The sequence below is a fragment of the Streptomyces sp. NPDC057854 genome, assembly GCF_042797055.1.
Lineage (GTDB): Bacteria > Actinomycetota > Actinomycetes > Streptomycetales > Streptomycetaceae > Streptomyces.
On sequence record NZ_JBHVMF010000024.1, the window covers coordinates 87,765 to 105,513 of the forward strand.

A 17,749-nucleotide genomic window follows, 5' to 3' on the forward strand; every position below is an offset into this window, starting at 1 on the left:
CGCCTCCGGTGGATCAGTACCCGCGCATGCTATCGGGCGGCCCCGCTCAGTCCTGCGGCATCCGCCGGCGCAGGGCGGACCGGCTGAACCAGTACGTGAGGACCACGGCCCAGAACAGCGGGCTGCCCAGCCCCGCGACCGCCCCCGCGTCGACGGTCCACAGCGCCATGGAGACCGCCGAGTACAGCCCGAGGAGGCCGACGGCGGCGGCCATCGCGAGCACCGGCCGGCAGTTGCGGGCGACCAGGAGCAGCGGGCGGCGCAGCCGCGGCGGCACCCGGCGGGCCATCCACACGGCCCAGCCGCCCCAGGCGCCGGCCAGCACGGCGGCCCCGACGGCGAGCGGCACGAACGCGTCGGCGCCGGTCGCGCCGGTACGGATCGGGGCGGTGCCGACGGCGGAGGCGAGGAACCCGACGAGGGCGACCCAGCGGGCGCCGGCCGCGGTCCCCCACGCCATGGCCTCCAGGTTGAAGCGGGCCTTGCGGTCGGTGAGGTCGAGCGCGGCGGAGGCGACGAAGCCCTCGGCGGCCTGCGTCCAGGCCCCGCGCCGCAGCCAGCGGCGGCGCAGCCGGACGAGCGAGAGGTTGTTGTGGGCCTCGCTGCTCTGCGGGTTGAGCCGCAGGGTCGTCTCGTACGCCTGCCGGGCGGTGGCGTGGTCGCCGCGGCGCTGGGCGGTGAGCCCGACGAGGAAGTGCGCCGCGTCCTCCTCGGGGCCGAGCGCGACGGCGGTCCTGGCGGCCTCGTAGGCGGCGGTGAGCCGGGCCCGGTCGCGTCCGCCGCCGGCCTCGGCGGTCGCGGCGAGCGCGGTGCCCATCGCGTAGTGGCTGCCCCAGAACTGCGGGGCGAGCTGGACCGCGCGCTGGGCGGCGGCCTCGGCGTCCCCGTACCGCTTGAGGGCGAGCAGCACCTGGGCGTGCGTCAGGTGCGCCCCGAGCAGCTCGGGTGCGGCGCGCAGCGCCTGTTCGGCGGCGGCGAGGGCGGCGGGGTGGTCCCCGGCCCGGTGCCGGCAGCGGGCGAGGAGGACGAGGGCGTCGGCGTCCTCGGGGGCCTCCGCGAGGTGCCGGGCGGCGAGCTCCCCGGCCTGCTCGTGGCGGCCCGCCTCGTACAGCGCCTCGGCCCGGGCGAGCGCGGAGGGGGCGGCGGGACCGGTGGGCGTGGCGGGGGTGGTCACAGCTTCCGCTTCCGCTTCAGGTAGGCGAGGAGGTCGTCGTAGAGACCGCCCTCGTTGGCGAACATGGCGACGTTCCGGGCGGCGGCGAACCACGGTTCGGTGGACGGCCTGAGCTGCTTCGCTGCGCCGAGCAGGTCCTTGGTGGTGATGAGGCGGACCTTGCCGGTGCGGGCGGAGTCGAGGAGGGCGGACTCGGCGGCGGTCTCGCACAGATGGGCGAGGTCGGCGCCGGAGAAGTCCTCGGTGACCTTGACGAGCTTGCCGAGGTCGACGGCCTCGATGGGCCGCTCGCGCAGGTGGTAGCGGAGGATCGCCTCGCGCGCGGGGGCGTCCGGCGGCAGCACGAGCAGGGTGCGGTCGAGGCGGCCGGGGCGGCGCAGGGCGATGTCGACGTCCCAGGGCACGTTGGTGGCGGCGAGGACGAAGACCCCCTCGTTGCCGGCGCCGGACGCGATGCCGTCGAGTTCGGTGAGGAGCTGGTTGACGACGTTGCGGAGCCCGTTGCTGTGGGTGCGGGAGCGCTTGCCGCCGAGGGCGTCCAGCTCGTCGAGGAAGACCACGCAGGGCGCCTGGCGGCGGGCGGTCTCGAAGATGTCGTGGATGTTCTTCTCGGAGGCCCCGATCCACATGTCGAGGACGTCGGAGAGCGAGACGGTGAGGAAGTTCGCGCCGAGTTCGCCGGCGACGGCCCGGGCGATGAAGGTCTTGCCGCAGCCGGGAGGGCCGTACAGGAGGAGCCCGCCGCGCAGCGACTTGCCGTAGAGGCGGCGGAGTTCGGGGTTGCGCATGGGGGCGAGGAAGGCGGCTTCGAGCCGTTCCTTGACGTCGGTCATGCCGCCGACGTCGGCGAGCCGGACGGCCCCGGGCGCGTCCACGTCCCAGGCGGCGGCGTCCCCGGCGAGCCCGTCCCCGCCGTCGGCCTGCGGCGCGTCCAGGAACCGCGGCCCGACGACGTCGGCGACCTGCTCCTCGGCGGCGGCCCAGTCGAACGCGGGCTTCGCGTCGGACGGCTGTACGGGGGCGGGCGGGGTCTCCGGGACGGGCGGGGTCTCCGGCACGGGCGCGGGCGGCGGTACGGGGCCGGGCGGCGGCTCCGGCGCGGCCGGCGGCATCCCCATGGCGCGGACCATCAGGGCCCGGGCGGCGGCGTCGCCCGGCGCGTGCTGGAGGGCGACGGCCGCCTCCGTGACGGCCTCGTCGTTCCGCCCCTCCGCGAGGAGGAGTTCGGCGAAGTGGAGGCGCAGGGGCACGTCGGCGGGCGCGGCGGCGACCGCGGCGCGCAGACTGCGGATCAGGGGGGACTCGTCGGCCATGGGGGCCAGCCTAGAAAAGGCCCGCCGCGCCCGGACAGCCGGTCCCCCCTGGGGGGTTCAGCCCCAGCGGCCGGTGCGGCCGAGGACGAGGGCGGTGGCCGCCGTGCCCGCCGTGGAGGTCCGCAGGACGCTCCGGCCGAGCCGGTACGGCTTCGCTCCCGCCGCCTCGAAGGCGGCCAGCTCGTCCGGCGACACCCCGCCCTCGGGGCCGACGACCAGCACGACGGAGCCCCGCGCGGGGAGGTCGGCGGTGGCGAGGGCGCCGCTGGGGTGGGCGCGGTCCTCGTGCAGGACGGCCGCGAAGTCGGCGGCGGCGAGCAGCTGCGCGACCTGCTTGGTGGTCATCAGGTCGGCGACCTCGGGGAAGCGGGTGCGGCGGGACTGCTTGCCGGCCTCGCGGGCGGTGGCGCGCCACTTGCCGAGCGCCTTGAGGCCGCGGTCGCCGCGCCACTGGGTGATGCAGCGGGAGGCCGCCCACGGCACGATCGCGTCGACGCCGGTCTCGGTCATGGTCTCGACGGCGAGTTCGCCCCGGTCGCCCTTGGGGAGGGCCTGGACGACGGTGATCCGGGGCTCCTCCGCGGGCTCCTCGTGGTCCGCCGTGACCTCGACGGTCAGCCGGTCCTTGCCCTCGGTCTCCCGCACCACGCACTCGGCCCAGCGGCCCCGGCCGTCGGTGAGGACCAGCTCCTCGCCGGCCTGGAGGCGCTTCACGGAGACGGCGTGCCGCCCCTCGGGGCCGTCCAGGACGAAGGGGCCGGCGCCGGGGACGGCGTCGACGACGAAGACGGGGGCGGTCATGGGGCACTCCTGGGGGCCGGGCCGGCGGGTTCGGTGAGTTCGGTGAGGGCGGTGTCGAGTTCGGCGGCCAGCACCTCGACCAGCTCCCCGGCGGGCAGCTCGCGCGCCAGCCGGTGGCCCTGGCCCGCCCACAGGGCCATGCCCTGGGCGTCGCCGGCGCCGGCGGCGGCTTTCCGCAGCGGGGCGGTGAGGTGGTGGATCTCGGGGTAGGCGGCGGGGGCGTACGGGCCGTGCTCGCGCATGAAGCGGTTGACGAGCCCGCGCGCCGGGCGGCCGGAGAACGCCCGGGTGAGGGCGGTGCGGGTGAAGAGCGGGTCGGTCAGGGCCCGTTTGTGCAGCGGGTCGGCGCCGGACTCGGGGCAGACGAGGAAGGCGGTACCGAGCTGGGCCGCGCCGGCCCCGGCGGCGAGCACGGCGGCGATCTGCGCGCCGCGCATCAGACCGCCGGCGGCGACCAGCGGCAGCGCGGTGGCCTCGCGGACCTGGGCGAGGAGGGCGAGCAGGCCGGTGCCGGGCTGCTGGTCGGCCGGGTCGTCCCGGTACGTGCCCTGGTGGCCGCCGGCCTCGACGCCCTGGACGCACAGCGCGTCGGCGCCGGCCGCCTGCGCCGTACGGGCCTCCTCGGCGGAGGTGACGGTGACGATCGTGAACGTGCCGGCGCGCGCGAACGCCTCGAAGGTCTCGGGCTTCGGGCAGCCGAAGGTGAAGGAGACCACCGGGACCGGGTCCTCCAGGAGGATCGCCAGCTTGGACTCGTAGCCGTCGTCGCGCGAGTCGTCGGTCTCGCCGAGCCGGGTCCCGTACCAGCCGGCCTCCCCGGCCAGCTGGTGCCGGTAGACCTCGATGGCGGCGGGGTCGGCCGTGGGGCCGGTCTGCGGCATGAAGACGTTGACGCCGAAGGGCTGTCCGGTCAGCCCGCGGACCTGCTTGATCTCCTGGTAGAGGCTTCCGGCCGTCTTGTACCCGGCCGCGAGGAAGCCGAGCGCGCCGGCCGCGCAGACGGCTCCGACGAGCGCGGGACAGGAGGCGCCACCCGCCATGGGGGCCTGCACGATCGGGTACCGGAAGAGATCGTTCAGTGCGGTGGTGGACATATGGGCATCGTGTCATGCCCGTTCCCGGGCAGCGGAAAGGGGCGGCACTCAGAGTGCCGCCCCGATCACAGCGCCGTGCTCAGCGCCCGTCGGGCGCGCCCTCCGGCAGCCGGGGGCGCCGCCCGTCAGCGTCCGTTGAACGCGTCCTTCAGGCGGGAGAACAGGCCCTGCTGGCCCGGCTGGAACTGGCCCTGGGGCCGCTCCTCGCCGCGTAGCTTGGCCAGTTCGCGCAGCAGGCGTTCCTGCTCGGCGTCGAGCTTGCCCGGGGTCTGGACCTCGACGTGGACGATCAGGTCGCCGCGCCCGTTGCCGCGCAGGTGCGTGACGCCCCGGCCGTGCAGCGGGACCGACTGCCCGGACTGGGTGCCCGGCCGGATGTCGATCTCCTCCGGCCCGTCCAGCGTCTGGAGCTGCACCTTCGTGCCGAGCGCCGCCGCCGTCATGGGCAGGGTGACCGTGCAGTGCAGGTCGTCGCCGCGCCGCTGGAAGACCTCGTGCGGGGTCTCCTGGATCTCGACGTACAGGTCGCCGGCGGGGCCGCCGCCGGGGCCGACCTCGCCCTCGCCCGCGAGCTGGATCCGGGTGCCGTTGTCGACGCCGGCGGGGATCTTCACGGTCAGCGTGCGCCGCGAGCGGACCCGGCCGTCGCCCGCGCACTCGGGGCACGGGGTCGGGACGACGGTCCCGAAGCCCTGGCACTGCGGGCAGGGCCGGGAGGTCATGACCTGGCCGAGGAACGACCGGGTGACCTGGGAGACCTCGCCCCGGCCGCGGCACATGTCGCAGGTCTGCGCGGAGGTGCCGGGCGCGGCGCCCTCACCCGAACAGGTGGTGCAGACGACGGCCGTGTCGACCTGGATGTCCTTGGTGGTGCCGAAGGCCGCCTCGTTGAGGTCGATCTCCAGGCGGATCATGGCGTCCTGGCCGCGGCGAGTCCGCGAGCGCGGGCCGCGCTGCGAGGCCGTGCCGAAGAACGCGTCCATGATGTCGGAGAAGTTGCCGAAGCCACCAGCCCCGAAGCCGCCCGCGCCGCCCCCGCCGGAGTTGGACAGGGGGTCGCCGCCGAGGTCGTAGACCTGCTTCTTCTGCGGGTCCGACAGGACCTCGTAGGCGGCGTTGATCTCCTTGAACCGCTCCTGCGTCTTCGGGTCCGGGTTCACGTCCGGGTGAAGCTCGCGGGCGAGGCGCCGGAACGCCTTCTTGATCTCGTCCTGGGACGCGTCGCGGCGCACGCCGAGTGTGGCGTAGTAGTCCGTGGCCACTTACGACTCCGCCAGGATCTGTCCGACGTAACGTGCCACTGCGCGTACCGCTCCCATCGTTCCGGGGTAGTCCATGCGGGTCGGTCCGACCACGCCGAGTTTGGCGACTGCCTCGCCGCCCGAACCGTAGCCGACCGAGACGACGGACGTGGAGTTCAGCCCCTCGTAGGCGTTCTCGTGCCCGATGCGTACGGTCATGCCCGATTCCTTGACCTCGCCAAGGAGTTTGAGGAGCACGACCTGCTCCTCCAGGGCCTCCAGGACGGGCCTGATCGTCAGCGGGAAGTCGTGTCCGAAGCGGGTGAGATTGGCGGTGCCGCCGATCATCAGCCGCTCCTCGTGCTCCTCCACGAGCGTCTCCAGGAGCGTCGCGAGCACGGCCGAGACCGTGGCGCGCTCCTCTGCCTCCTCGAAGGACTCGGGGAGGTCCTGCACCAGCTGCGGCACGTCGGCGAAGCGACGGCCGCCGACCCGGCTGTTGAGCCGGGCCCGCAGATCGGCGAGGGAGGTCTCGCCGAAGGGCGCCGGGCAGTCGATGACCCGCTGCTCGACCCGTCCGGTGTCCGTGATGAGGACGAGCATCAGCCGGGCCGGGGCCAGCGACAGCAGCTCGACGTGCCGGATGGAGGAGCGGGTCAGCGACGGGTACTGCACGACGGCGACCTGCCGGGTCAGCTGCGCGAGCAGCCGCACCGTACGGCCCACGACGTCGTCGAGGTCCACGGCGCCGTCGAGGAAGTTGTGGATGGCGCGCCGCTCGGGGGTCGAGAGCGGCTTGACGCCGGCCAGCCGGTCCACGAAGAGCCGGTAGCCCTTGTCGGTGGGGATCCGCCCGGCGCTGGTGTGGGGCTGGGCGATGTACCCCTCCTCCTCCAGCACCGCCATGTCGTTGCGCACGGTGGCGGGCGAGACGCCGAGCTTGTGGCGTTCGGTGAGCGCCTTGGAACCGACCGGTTCCTCGGTGCCGACGTAGTCCTGGACGATGGCGCGCAGCACCTCGAGTCTGCGTTCGCTCAGCACGCGCACACCTCCCGTTCCAGCCGTTCCGGTTGCTCCGCTTTTGGCACTCGCCCTGTCCGAGTGCCAGGAAACCCCCGGCCAGTGTACGGCCGGGCCGGTCGCTCCTGGCAAGGAGGCGGACCCGCTAGCGTCGGCGGCATGGACATCGAGGAAGCGGTCTGGGCGGCTCAGGGGTGGGAACGGCTCGCGGCCGGAGTGGGCCGGCGACGGCTCCCCGGCTGGGACGCCACCACCGGACTCGTCGTGGGAGAACGGGCCGTGCTGCTGTACGACACCGGCTCCTCGCTCGCCGAGGGCGCCGCGATCCGGGCCCAGGCGGAGGCGGTCACCGGCGGCCGGCGCGTGACGCACATCGCACTCGGCCACCCCCATTTCGACCACGTCCTCGGCACGGCCGCGTTCGCCGGCGCGGAGGTCTTCGGCGCGGTCGGCACCGACGAGCTGCTGGGCTCGGCCCGGGCCCGCGAGGAGCTGTGCGCGGACGCGGTGCGGCACGGGGCGGACGAGCGGGCAGCGGCCGAGGCGGCGGAGGCGCTGGTGGCGCCGCGCCACACCGTCACCGGCGAGTGGACGCTCGACCTGGGCGGCCGGCAGGTGCTGCTGGCCAATCTGGGCCCGGCGCACTCGGGCCACGACCTGGTGGTGTGCGTGCCGGGCGAGCGCGAGGTGGTGTTCTGCGGCGACCTGGTCGAGGAGTCCGGCGAGCCGCAGGCCGGCCCGGACGCGGTGGGCGCCCGCTGGCCCGACGCCCTCGACCGCCTGCTGGCCCTCGGCGGCGAGGACGCCCTGTACGTGCCCGGCCACGGCGCGGCCGTCGACGCGGCTTTCGTCCGACGCCAGCGCGAGGAACTGGCACGCCGCTTCCCGGTGTCGTAGCGTCCCCGGGTGCGCGGCCACCGCCCGGACCCGACGCCGCCGTGGCCGCCCGGCAGAGACGACCCGCCCGTGCACCCGGAGGACCAGGAACCCGTGCGCAGCTACGACCCCGACCTCACCCCGCCGTGGAAGCGCACGGCGCCTGCCCCGGAGGTCCCGGCCGAGACCGACCTGGTCGTGGAGGAGGTGGCGACGGGCTTCTGCGGGGCGGTGATCCGCTGCGAGGCGGGCACGGTGACGCTGGAGGACCGCTTCGGCAAGCACCGGGTGTTCCCGCTGGAGCCGCGCGGCTTCCTGCTGGAGGGCCGGGTCGTCACCCTGGTCCGCCCGCCGTCCGGCGGCCCGGCCCGCCCGGCCCGTACGGCCTCCGGCTCGATCGCCGTGCCCGGGGCACGCGCGCGCGTGGCGCGGGCGAGCCGCATCTATGTGGAGGGCCGCCACGACGCCGAGCTGGTCGAGCGGGTCTGGGGCGACGACCTGCGGGTCGAGGGCGTGGTGGTCGAGTACCTGGAGGGCGTGGACCACCTGCCGGAGATCGTCGCCGGCTTCGCCCCGGGCCCGGACGCCCGGCTGGGCGTCCTGGTCGACCACCTGGTGCCGGGCTCCAAGGAGTCCCGGATCGCCGCCGGGGTCGCCTCGGAGCACGTCCTGGTCGTCGGCCACCCGTACATCGACGTCTGGCAGGCGGTGAAGCCCTCCGTCCTCGGCATCCCCGCCTGGCCGGAGGTCCCCCGCGGCCAGGACTGGAAGACGGGCACCTGCCGGGCCCTCGGCTGGCCCGCCGACAACACGGGCGCGGTCTGGCAGGCCATCCTGAAGCGCGTCACGTCCTACAAGGACCTGGAGCCGGCGCTCCTGGGCCGCGTGGAGGAGCTGATCGACTTCGTGACGGCCTGAGGCGCCACGCGGTCCCCGCGGGCCCGTCAGTCGACCAGGTCCCGCACCACCGCGTCCGCGAGGAGCCGGCCGCGCAGGGTCAGGACGGCCCGCCCGGCGGCGTACGGCGCGGCGTCGAGGAGTCCGTCGTCCAGCGCCTTCCGCGACGCCGCCAGGCCGGCGGGCTTCAGCAGGTCCAGCTCGACGCCCTCCCGCAGCCGCAGCTCCAGCAGGATCCGCTCGACCCGCCGGTCCTCCGCGGACAGCACCTCGCGCCCGGCGCCGGGCGACCTGCCCGCGCCCAGCGCCGCGGCGTACGCGCCCGGGTGCTTGACGTTCCACCAGCGCACCCCGCCGACGTGCGAGTGGGCTCCGGGGCCCGCGCCCCACCAGTCGGCCCCGCGCCAGTACAGCTCGTTGTGGAGGCAGCGGCCCGCCTCGGAGGCGGCCCAGTTGGACACCTCGTACCAGGAGAACCCGGCGGCCTCGAAGGTCTCCTCGGCGATCAGGTACCGGTCCGCGTGCACGTCGTCGTCGGTCATCGGCACCTCGCCGCGCCGGATCCGCCGCGCCAGCTGCGTCCCCTCCTCGACGATGAGGGCGTACGCGCTCACGTGGTCGGGCCCGGCGCCGAGGGCGGCGTCGAGCGAGGCCCGCCAGTCGTCGTCGCTCTCCCCGGGCGTGCCGTAGATCAGGTCCAGGTTGACGTGCTCGAACCCGGCGGCGCGGGCCTCTGCGACGCACGCCTCCGGCCGCCCGGGCGTGTGGTTCCGGTCGAGGACCTGCAGCACGTGCGGCCGGGCGCTCTGCATGCCGAAGGAGATCCGGTTGAAGCCGCCGGCCCGCAGCTCCTCCAGGTACGCCGGGTCCACGGACTCCGGGTTCGCCTCGGTCGTCACCTCGGCGTCGTCGGCGAGCCCGAACTCGTCCCGGATCGCCCCCAGCATCCGCACCAGGTCGCCGGCGGCGAGCAGCGTCGGCGTGCCGCCGCCGACGAACACCGTCCGCACCGGCCGCGGGTCGTCGCCGAGCACCTTCCGGGCGAGCCGGATCTCCTCGGCGACCTGCCCCGCGTAGTTGTCCCGGGAGGCGAGCACGCCGCCGGCACCGCGCAGTTCGCTCGCGGTGTACGTGTTGAAGTCGCAGTAGCCGCACCGCGTGGCGCAGTACGGCACGTGCAGATAGAACCCGAGCGGCCGCTCCCCGGCCCCTTCCAGGGCGTGCGCGGGCAGCGCCCCGTCCTCGGGCATGGGCTCACCATCGGGCAGTACGGAAGGCATGGGGTCCATTGTCCCGTACCGCCCGAGGTGGCGGCCCGCCGCGCGGTCAGGCCTCGCGCGACCCGGCGTACATCTCCTCGATGAGGTCCTTGTACGTGCGCTCGACGACCGGGCGCTTCAGCTTCAGCGACGGGGTGAGCTCGCCGTGCTCGATGTCGAGGTCGCGGGGCAGCAGGCGGAACTTCTTGATCGTCTGCCAGCGCTGGAGGCCCTCGTTGAGCCGGTCCACGTACCCCTGGACGAGCTGCTCGGTCCGCGGGTCGGCGACGACCTCGGCGTACGGCTTTCCGGCGAGGCCGTGCTCGGCGGCCCAGCCGAGGAGGGCGGGCTCGTCGAGGGCGATGAGCGCGGTGCAGTAGTTCCGGTCGGCGCCGTGCACGAGGATGTTGGAGACGAACGGGCAGACGGCCTTGAACTGGCCCTCGACCTCGGCGGGGGCGATGTACTTGCCGCCGGAGGTCTTGATCAGGTCCTTCTTGCGGTCGGTGATCTTGAGGTAGCCGTCGGCGGACAGCTCGCCGATGTCGCCGGTGTGGAACCAGCCGTCGGCCTCCAGGACCTCGGCGGTCTTCTCCGGCAGCCCGTGGTAGCCCTCCATGATGCCGGGGCCGCGGAGCAGGATCTCGCCGTCGTCGGCGATGCGGACCTCGGTGCCGGGGAGCGGCTTGCCGACGGTGCCGGTGCGGTACGCCTCGCCGGGGTTGACGAAGGAGGCGGCGGAGGACTCGGTGAGGCCGTACCCCTCCAGGATGTGGATGCCGGCGCCGGAGAAGAAGTAGCCGATGTCGGGGGCGAGGGCGGCGGAGCCGGAGACGCAGGCGCGCAGCCGGCCGCCGAACGCCTCGCGGATCTTGGCGTAGACGAGCGCGTCGGCGACCTTGTGCCTGGCGCTCAGGCCGAAGGGCGCGGAGGCGGTGCCGGTGCGGCGGAAGTTGTCCTGGGTGACCTTGGCGTACTCGCGGGCGACGCCGGCGGCCCACTGGAAGATCTTGTACTTGGCGCCGCCGCCGGCCCGGGCCTTGGCGGCGACCCCGTTGTAGACCTTCTCGAAGATGCGGGGGACGGCCGCCATGTAGGTCGGCTGGACCACCGGCAGGTTCTCGATGATCTTGTCGACGCGGCCGTCGACGGCGGTGACGTGGCCGACCTCGATCTGGCCGGAGGTGAGGACCTTGCCGAAGACGTGGGCGAGCGGCAGCCACAGGTACTGGACGTCGTCGCGGGTGACGAGGCCGGTGGCGGCGATGGCCTTGGCCATGTACGACCAGTTGTCGTGCGGGAGGCGGACGCCCTTGGGGCGGCCGGTGGTGCCCGAGGTGTAGATGAGGGTGGCGAGCTGGTCGGCGGTGATCGCGGCGACCCGCTCCTTCACCGCCTCGGGGTGCTTCTCCAGGTACGCCGCTCCGCGCGCCTCCAGCTCGGCGAGCGTGAGGACCCACTCGTCGGAGGTGTCGGCGCCCTCGGGGTCGACGACCACCACGTGGTGGAGCCCGGGCAGCTCGGCGCGGCGCTCGACCGCCTTGGCGAGCTGGGCGGCGTCCTCGGCGATGAGCACCTTCGACTCGGAGTCCGCGAGGATGAAGGCGGACTCGTCCGCGTTGGTCTGCGGGTAGACCGTGGTGGTCGCGGCGCCCGCGCACATCACGCCGAGGTCGGCGAGGATCCACTCGACCCGGGTGGCGGAGGCGAGGGCGACCCGCTCCTCGGGCCGCACGCCGAGGTCGATGAGGCCGGCGGCGATGGCGAAGACGCGCTGTGCGGCCTGCCCCCAGCTGAGCGACTTCCAGTCGTCCGGGCCCGTGCCGGAGGCGGCGGGGACCGGGTGGCGGTACGCCTCCGCGTCGGGGGTGCGCTCGACCCGTTCGAGGAAGAGCGCCGCGACGGAGGGCGGCCGGTTGTCGATCGGGGTCTGGTTGTCGCTCACGTCGTCCTCCGGGCGGCGGCGGTGCCTGTTGGGGTGCAACTACGGATGCGTAACTAACTCATGAGTAACCTCGGGGGGCTTCAGATTAGAGCTCCGGCGTCCGGCGCGTAAGGGTCTGTGGATAACGAACGGGTCCGCGCGCCGGTGGCACACGGACCCGTTCCCTCCGGCCGAGCCGGCTACTTCTTGCCCTTCCCCGCGGACTCGTCGCTCGACAGGACGGCGATGAACGCCTCCTGCGGGACCTCCACGGAGCCGACCATCTTCATCCGCTTCTTGCCTTCCTTCTGCTTCTCCAGCAGCTTCCGCTTGCGGGAGATGTCACCGCCGTAGCACTTGGCGAGGACGTCCTTGCGGATGGCGCGGATGGTCTCGCGGGCGATCACCCGGGAGCCGATGGCGGCCTGGATCGGCACCTCGAACGCCTGCCGCGGGATGAGCTCGCGCAGCTTGGCGACGAGCCGCACGCCGTACGCGTACGCGGCGTCCTTGTGGGTGATCGCCGAGAAGGCGTCCACCTTGTCGCCGTGCAGCAGGATGTCGACCTTGACCAGGCTGGAGGACTGCTCGCCGGTGGGCTCGTAGTCCAGCGAGGCGTAGCCGCGGGTCTTCGACTTCAGCTGGTCGAAGAAGTCGAAGACGATCTCCGCGAGCGGCAGCGTGTAGCGGATCTCGACCCGGTCCTCGGAGAGGTAGTCCATGCCGAGGAGGGTGCCGCGCCGGTTCTGGCACAGCTCCATGATCGAGCCGATGAACTCGGTGGGCGCGAGGATCGTGGCGCGCACGACCGGCTCGTACACCTCGCTGATCTTGCCCTCGGGGAACTCGCTCGGGTTGGTGACCGTGTGCTCGCTGCCGTCCTCCATGACCACGCGGTAGACCACGTTGGGGGCGGTGGCGATCAGGTCGAGGCCGAACTCGCGCTCCAGGCGCTCGCGGATCACGTCGAGGTGGAGCAGGCCGAGGAAGCCGACGCGGAAGCCGAAGCCGAGCGCGGCGGAGGTCTCCGGCTCGTAGACCAGCGCGGCGTCGTTGAGCTGGAGCTTGTCGAGCGCGTCGCGCAGCTCCGGGTAGTCCGAGCCGTCCAGCGGGTACAGACCGGAGAAGACCATCGGCTTCGGGTCCTTGTAGCCGCCGAGCGCCTCGGTGGCGCCCTTGGACTGCGAGGTGATGGTGTCACCGACCTTGGACTGCCGGACGTCCTTCACACCGGTGATGAGGTAGCCCACCTCGCCGACGCCGAGGCCGTCGGCCGGCAGCATCTCGGGCGAGTTGGTGCCGATCTCCAGCAGCTCGTGGGTGGCGCCGGTCGACATCATCTTGATGCGCTCGCGCTTGTTGAGCTGGCCGTCGACCACCCGGACGTACGTCACGACGCCCCGGTACGAGTCGTACACGGAGTCGAAGATCATCGCGCGGGCGGGCGCGTCGGCGACACCGACGGGCGCCGGGATGTCCCGGACGACGCGGTCGAGCAGCGCCTCGACGCCCATGCCGGTCTTCGCCGAGACCTTGAGGACGTCCTCCGGCTGGCAGCCGATGAGGTTCGCCAGCTCCTCCGCGAACTTCTCCGGCTGGGCGGCCGGCAGGTCGATCTTGTTGAGCACCGGAACGATCGTGAGGTCGTTCTCCATCGCCAGGTAGAGGTTGGCGAGGGTCTGCGCCTCGATGCCCTGGGCCGCGTCGACCAGCAGGATCGTGCCCTCACAGGCGGCGAGCGACCGCGACACCTCGTACGTGAAGTCGACGTGCCCGGGGGTGTCGATCATGTTGAGGATGTGCGTACGCCCCTGCTCCGGCCCCTCGGAGGGGGCCCAGGGCAGCCGGACCGCCTGGGACTTGATCGTGATGCCGCGCTCACGCTCGATGTCCATCCGGTCGAGGTACTGGGCGCGCATCTGCCGCTGGTCGACCACACCGGTGAGCTGGAGCATCCGGTCGGCGAGCGTGGACTTGCCGTGGTCGATGTGCGCGATGATGCAGAAGTTGCGGATCAGAGCCGGGTCGGTACGGCTCGGCTCGGGCACGTTGGTAGGAGTCGCGGGCACGCAGGGTTCTCGTCTCGGGCGGTGTTCGGAACGGATACGTAGCCCCCATCGTCCCATGCCCGCCGCCGGGCGTCCGGTTCGGGCGCTCCCGCTGCCCGTTTGGGCGGCCGCGAGGGCGCCTGATACCGTGGACAGCTGTGTCTCGTGTGCCCTCTCAGCTGCGTGGCACATACCTGAAGAAACATCGAACCTGTAAAGGCTCTCTCAGTGGCGAACATCAAGTCCCAGATCAAGCGGAACAAGACCAACGAGAAGGCGCGCCTGCGCAACAAGGCCGTCAAGTCGTCGCTCAAGACCGCGATCCGCAAGGCTCGTGAGGCTGTCGCCGCCGGCGACCTCGAGAAGGCCACCGTGGCCGCCCGTGCCGCCTCGCGTCAGCTCGACAAGGCCGTCTCGAAGGGTGTCATCCACAAGAACGCCGCCGCCAACAAGAAGTCGGCGCTGGCGATCAAGGTTGCCTCCCTCCAGGGCTGAGTCCGGATCTCCTGATCTCAGGCTGTACCCGGCCGCACGGGACCCAGCGGACCCTCTCTACCGCTCCCACCCGGCCCCCCGGCCCGTACGCGAGACGCGTTCGCCACGCGTGTACGGACCACCCCTAGCAGTACCCCAAGGCCCCGCTCACCCCTTCCCCAGGGGTTGGCGGGGCTTTTGGCTTGGGTGGGGGTGGGGGTGGGGGTGCGGAGGTAGGGGGCCGGCCCCCGGGGCCCGGGGCGGAGCCCCGTGGACGGGCGCGGAGAGGGGGCCGGGGTGCGGGCCGTCTTGGTCCGGGGCGGAGCCCCGGGGCGCCCCCGGCAGGGTTTCGGGAAGGGTCGGGGTGGGGGACTCCGAAGCGGTCATCCGACGACGGCCGCACCGACCCAGCGCCCAGCGCCTACGCCCCCGCACCCGCCCCCGCCCCCGCCCCCGCGCCGCAGGCTCAGCGCCCCCGTCCCGCCCTCGCCGCCCGCGCCACCGCGACGACCGCCTTCTCCAGGGCGTACTCGGGATCGTCCCCGCCGCCCTTCACCCCCGCGTCCGCCTCCGCGACGGCCCGCAGGGCCAGGGCGACGCCGTCCGGGGTCCAGCCCCGCATCTGCTGCCGCACCCGGTCGATCTTCCACGGCGGCATGCCCAGCTCGCGCGCGAGGTCGGCGGGCCGCCCCCCGCGCGCGGACGACAGCTTGCCGATGGCCCGTACGCCCTGGGCGAGCGCGCTGGTGATCAGTAGGGGCGCGACCCCGGTCGACAGCGACCACCGCAGCGCCTCCAGCGCCTCCGCCGCCCGCCCCTCCACGGCCCGGTCGGCCACGGTGAAGGACGACGCCTCGGCCCGCCCGGTGTAGTACCGCCCGACGACGGCCTCGTCGATCGTCCCGTCGACGTCCGCCGCCAGCTGCGTGACCGCGGAGGCCAGCTCCCGCAGGTCGCTGCCGATGGAGTCGACGAGCGCCTGGCACGCCTCGGGCGTGGCCGACCGTCCGATGGCCCGGAACTCCTGCCGGACGAAGGTCAGCCGCTCCGCGGGCTTCGTCGTCTTCGGGCAGGCCACCTCCCGCGCCCCGGCCTTGCGCGCCGCGTCGAGCAGTCCCTTGCCCTTGGCGCCGCCGGCGTGCAGGAGGACGAGCGTGATGTCCTCGACGGGCGCGTCGAGGTACCCCTTGACGTCCTTGACGCTGTCCGCCGACAGGTCCTGCGCGTTGCGCACGACCAGCACCTTGCGCTCGGCGAAGAGCGAGGGGCTGGTGAGCTCGGCGAGGGCCCCGGGCTGGAGCTGGTCGGCGGTGAGGTCCCGTACGTCCGTGTCGGCGTCGGCGGCCCGCGCGGCCGCCACCACCTCCCGGACGGCGCGGTCGAGAAGCAGCTCCTCCTGGCCCACGGCGAGCGTGACGGGCCCGAGGAGATCGTCGCTGGAAGTCTTTCTGGTGGCCATCGCGCTCCAGCATCCCACGCCTCACCGACACCGCCCCCGGCCCCGCCCCCCTCCCCCACCCGGGCGAGAATGGCCCGGTGAGTGAACGACACGTACTGGTGCTCCCCGACCGCGACGCGGCCGAGGAGGTCGCCGAGGAACTGGCCGGCCGCTTCGGCGTGGCCGAGGAGCCGCAGCTGGTCCGGGACGCGCTGGCCGGCGAGGACGACGCCGAGGACGCCCAGTGGCTGGTGGTCGTCGAGGACCCGGAGGGCCGGCTCGACCCGACGGCCCTGGACGCCTTCGCCGCCGAGTACGAGGGCTGGCTGGAGGCCCCCTGACGGCCCGCCTCAGCGGGTCTTCGGCACGATCTGCACGTCGAGGTCGATGGAGATGCTGGAGCCGACCGCGGCGATGCCGCGGGCGAGCAGCGTCTGCCAGGTGAGGGTGAAGTCCTCGCGGTGGAGTTCGGTGGTGGCCCGGCAGGCGCAGCGGGTCTCGCCCTCCAGGCCGCTGCCGAGGCCGAGGTACTGGGTGTCCAGGGTGACGGTGCGGTTCACGCCGTGGAGGCTGAGCGCCCCGGTGACGTTCCAGCGGGTGCCGCCGCGGTGGGTGAAGCGCTCGCTGAAGAACTCGATGGTCGGGTGGACGCCGACGTCGAGGAAGTCCCCGGACCGCAGATGGTCGTCGCGCATCTGGACGCCGGTGTCGATGGAGGCCGCGTCGATGACGACGTGCATCGCGGACTGCTCCATGCGCTCGGCGATCCGGATCGCGCCGGCGAAGCTGTTGAACCGGCCGTGGATCCGCGCCAGCCCGATGTGCCGGGCGGTGAAGCCGATCTGGGAGTGGCTGGGGTCGATCTCCCAGTCGCCGGGCTCGGGCAGCGGCGGCTGCGGGGCGACCTGGAGCATGACGTCGCCGAGGTCGGCGTGGGCGCCCTGGTCCACGACGGCGGTGGCGTGGTGCGGCGTGTAGCCGTCGGAGGTGACGGCGATCCGGTACTCGCCGGCCGGGACGGTGGCGAGCAGGGTGCCGTACGGGTCGGTCTCCCCGCCCAGCACCCGGCGGCCCGCCGGGTCGGAGAGCACGACCTCCGCCTGCCGCACCGGCTCGTGCACGGGGTCGAGCACCCGGCAGCTCAGCACTCCGGCCGAGGCGGGCACGGCGACCCCGGCGAGGGCACCGCCCCGGCCGCCGGCCGCGCCGTTCCCGCGCTTCCCGAAGAGACCACCGAACATCCTTCACGCACCCCCGTGCGACTCGTTCACTATGCAACGAGTCGGCATTCGATCATCCCTGAGGTGTTCGAGGCAAACGCGCCCTTGTTACCGAGGAGTCCGAATTACGGATTCCGTTTGTCCGCCACGGGGACGACGGGCAGCTCGTCCAGCACGATCCCGAACAGGTCCCGGTACGCCTCCCGCAGCTCCTCGTCCGTGCCGAGCTCCCGCTCGGTGCGCTCGCCCGCGACGGTCCGGTACAGCTTCCGGCCGGCGATGCTCACCCGGCCGTCCTCGGTGAGCAGCGAGCAGATCACCCCGCGGGTGAAGTGCGACTCCGGCGACGTCCGGTGGTACCAGGCGCCGGCCGCGAAGTCCGCGAGCTCCCGCGGCCGCGGCTCCAGCCGGTACTGCGGGCCGCCGTCCCGCACCACGTCGAGGTCCCCGTCCGCTCCGGGTACCTCCCGGACGACGAAGACCCCGGACGGGTCGGCCTGCTCGCCGCGCTCGTCGAGGGCGAGCGGGTGGTGGCTGTGGTCGCCGAACCCCACGTCGGCCAGCCACCGCTCCCCGTCCTCGGTCTCCACCCGCAGCGCCATGTGGTCGTACGGGATCCCCAGCCGCCCGTCCGGGCGGACGACCCGCGCCTGGAGCAGCTCGACCCGGTAGCCGAGCGCCCGCAGCAGCGCGGCGAACGCGCCGTTCAGCTCGTAACAGAACCCGCCCCGCCGGGCCACGGTCACCTTGTCGACCAGGGCCTCCTCGTCGAGGACGACGTCCTGCCCGAGGTGCAGCGACAGGTTCTCGAAGGGCACGGTCAGCAGGTGCCGCAGGTGCAGCTCGCGCAGCGCCCCGGCGTCCGCCCGGTCCGGCCGCGCGGCGCCGATGCGCGCCAGGTACCGCTCCACGACGGCCTCGGGCAGCCCCGCCGGCTTCTCATGATCGGTCATACCGGCAGTGTGCCCGC

Annotated in this window: 16 protein-coding genes; 4 read left to right on the forward strand and 12 right to left on the reverse strand. The window is 73.6% G+C overall.

From position 1 onward, the window contains the following. Window positions 1–46 precede the first annotated feature (46 nt). The 6 genes from ACFVQZ_RS29255 to hrcA all read right to left on the reverse strand — a co-directional run bounded on the left by ACFVQZ_RS29255 (window position 47) and on the right by hrcA (window position 6,664). A complete protein-coding gene (locus ACFVQZ_RS29255) occupies window positions 47–1,174 on the reverse strand; it encodes a tetratricopeptide repeat protein (protein ID WP_383627670.1) in 1,128 nt (375 codons plus the stop codon). Further along, entirely contained in the window at window positions 1,171–2,487 is a 1,317-nt protein-coding gene (locus ACFVQZ_RS29260; protein ID WP_383627672.1) for an ATP-binding protein, read from the reverse strand. The genes ACFVQZ_RS29255 and ACFVQZ_RS29260 overlap by 4 nt, the downstream gene beginning before the upstream one ends. A 57-nt stretch (window positions 2,488–2,544) precedes the next feature. Continuing rightward, window positions 2,545–3,288 (reverse strand): 16S rRNA (uracil(1498)-N(3))-methyltransferase, encoded by a 744-nt coding sequence (locus tag ACFVQZ_RS29265; RefSeq protein WP_030494129.1) that lies wholly within the window; start codon window positions 3,286–3,288, stop codon window positions 2,545–2,547. Then, window positions 3,285–4,382, reverse strand: a complete 1,098-nt coding sequence (locus ACFVQZ_RS29270; protein WP_036414364.1) for a nitronate monooxygenase — start codon at window positions 4,380–4,382, stop codon at window positions 3,285–3,287. The genes ACFVQZ_RS29265 and ACFVQZ_RS29270 overlap by 4 nt, the downstream gene beginning before the upstream one ends. Window positions 4,383–4,507: 125 nt before the next feature. Then, window positions 4,508–5,644: a molecular chaperone DnaJ gene (gene dnaJ, locus ACFVQZ_RS29275; protein WP_030494127.1), complete on the reverse strand. Its 1,137-nt coding sequence runs from the start codon at window positions 5,642–5,644 to the stop codon at window positions 4,508–4,510. Then, window positions 5,645–6,664 (reverse strand): heat-inducible transcriptional repressor HrcA, encoded by a 1,020-nt coding sequence (gene hrcA, locus ACFVQZ_RS29280; RefSeq protein WP_383627677.1) that lies wholly within the window; start codon window positions 6,662–6,664, stop codon window positions 5,645–5,647. It lies immediately after the preceding gene. A 138-nt stretch (window positions 6,665–6,802) separates the two neighbouring features. Between hrcA and ACFVQZ_RS29285 the strand changes: the two genes are divergently transcribed. Together ACFVQZ_RS29285 and ACFVQZ_RS29290 are read left to right on the forward strand one after the other, a co-directional pair. Next, on the forward strand, window positions 6,803–7,540 hold the full coding sequence (locus ACFVQZ_RS29285; protein ID WP_383627680.1) for an MBL fold metallo-hydrolase: 738 nt from the start codon (window positions 6,803–6,805) through the stop codon (window positions 7,538–7,540). A 93-nt stretch (window positions 7,541–7,633) separates the two neighbouring features. Then, complete coding sequence (locus tag ACFVQZ_RS29290) at window positions 7,634–8,437, forward strand: DUF3097 domain-containing protein (RefSeq protein WP_030494124.1); 804 nt, start codon at window positions 7,634–7,636, stop codon at window positions 8,435–8,437. 26 nt (window positions 8,438–8,463) lie between these two features. On the opposite strand, the gene hemW is transcribed toward ACFVQZ_RS29290, so the two are convergent. The 3 genes from hemW to lepA all read right to left on the reverse strand — a co-directional run bounded on the left by hemW (window position 8,464) and on the right by lepA (window position 13,668). Continuing rightward, a complete protein-coding gene (gene hemW, locus ACFVQZ_RS29295) occupies window positions 8,464–9,696 on the reverse strand; it encodes a radical SAM family heme chaperone HemW (protein ID WP_383627683.1) in 1,233 nt (410 codons plus the stop codon). A gap of 46 nt (window positions 9,697–9,742) precedes the next feature. After that, the gene (locus ACFVQZ_RS29300; protein ID WP_383627686.1) at window positions 9,743–11,620 is read right to left on the reverse strand and encodes an AMP-dependent synthetase/ligase; all 1,878 of its coding nucleotides are present in this window, start codon (window positions 11,618–11,620) and stop codon (window positions 9,743–9,745) included. 179 nt (window positions 11,621–11,799) lie between these two features. After that, the gene (gene lepA / locus ACFVQZ_RS29305; RefSeq protein WP_030494121.1) at window positions 11,800–13,668 is read right to left on the reverse strand and encodes a translation elongation factor 4; all 1,869 of its coding nucleotides are present in this window, start codon (window positions 13,666–13,668) and stop codon (window positions 11,800–11,802) included. Between the two features lie 207 nt (window positions 13,669–13,875). Here lepA and rpsT point away from each other — a divergent pair, with 207 nt between their 5' ends. Beyond that, window positions 13,876–14,142, forward strand: coding sequence for a 30S ribosomal protein S20 (gene rpsT, locus ACFVQZ_RS29310; RefSeq protein ID WP_030494120.1), 267 nt, complete (start codon window positions 13,876–13,878; stop codon window positions 14,140–14,142). Window positions 14,143–14,587: 445 nt separating this feature from the next. Here the strand turns inward: rpsT and holA are convergent, their stop codons facing one another. Beyond that, window positions 14,588–15,580 carry a DNA polymerase III subunit delta gene (gene holA / locus ACFVQZ_RS29315; RefSeq protein WP_383627689.1) on the reverse strand — a complete coding sequence of 331 codons (993 nt, stop codon included), beginning with the start codon at window positions 15,578–15,580 and terminating at the stop codon, window positions 14,588–14,590. A gap of 77 nt (window positions 15,581–15,657) precedes the next feature. On the opposite strand from holA, the gene ACFVQZ_RS29320 reads away from it, so the two are divergent. After that, window positions 15,658–15,900, forward strand: coding sequence for a hypothetical protein (locus tag ACFVQZ_RS29320; protein ID WP_030494118.1), 243 nt, complete (start codon window positions 15,658–15,660; stop codon window positions 15,898–15,900). Between the two features lie 9 nt (window positions 15,901–15,909). Here ACFVQZ_RS29320 and ACFVQZ_RS29325 read toward each other — a convergent pair whose 3' ends face one another. Together ACFVQZ_RS29325 and ACFVQZ_RS29330 are read right to left on the reverse strand one after the other, a co-directional pair. Further along, entirely contained in the window at window positions 15,910–16,800 is an 891-nt protein-coding gene (locus tag ACFVQZ_RS29325; protein ID WP_030494117.1) for a YceI family protein, read from the reverse strand. Window positions 16,801–16,904: 104 nt separating this feature from the next. After that, entirely contained in the window at window positions 16,905–17,732 is an 828-nt protein-coding gene (locus tag ACFVQZ_RS29330; protein ID WP_030494116.1) for an arylamine N-acetyltransferase, read from the reverse strand. Window positions 17,733–17,749: the final 17 nt, after the last annotated feature.